Below are 234 nucleotides of genomic sequence, written 5' to 3'. Positions count from 1 at the left end.
CGCTGTCAGGGCTATGCACCACCTCCTGCAAGCAAAGGATGTCGGGAGCGGACGAGCGCAGGTATGCAAGCAGCGGCTCGTGAAGCTTTCCGCCCCAACCGTTCAGGCACATGATCTTCAAGGGCCACCCGATGCTCGGCCATGTAGGATAGAACGAGCTCGATAGCCGAAGGCATGAGGCTTTCAAGTCGGTCGTGAGCGAGAATCTTTACACCTACGCCGCGTCTCGGCTCC

Source organism: Candidatus Kosakonia sp. 282A-S69 (assembly GCF_029433855.1).
Taxonomy (GTDB): Bacteria; Pseudomonadota; Gammaproteobacteria; order Enterobacterales; family Enterobacteriaceae; genus Kosakonia; species Kosakonia cowanii_A.
The sequence above is the reverse complement of the archived record's forward strand: the minus strand, read 5'-3'. Positions refer to the sequence as shown.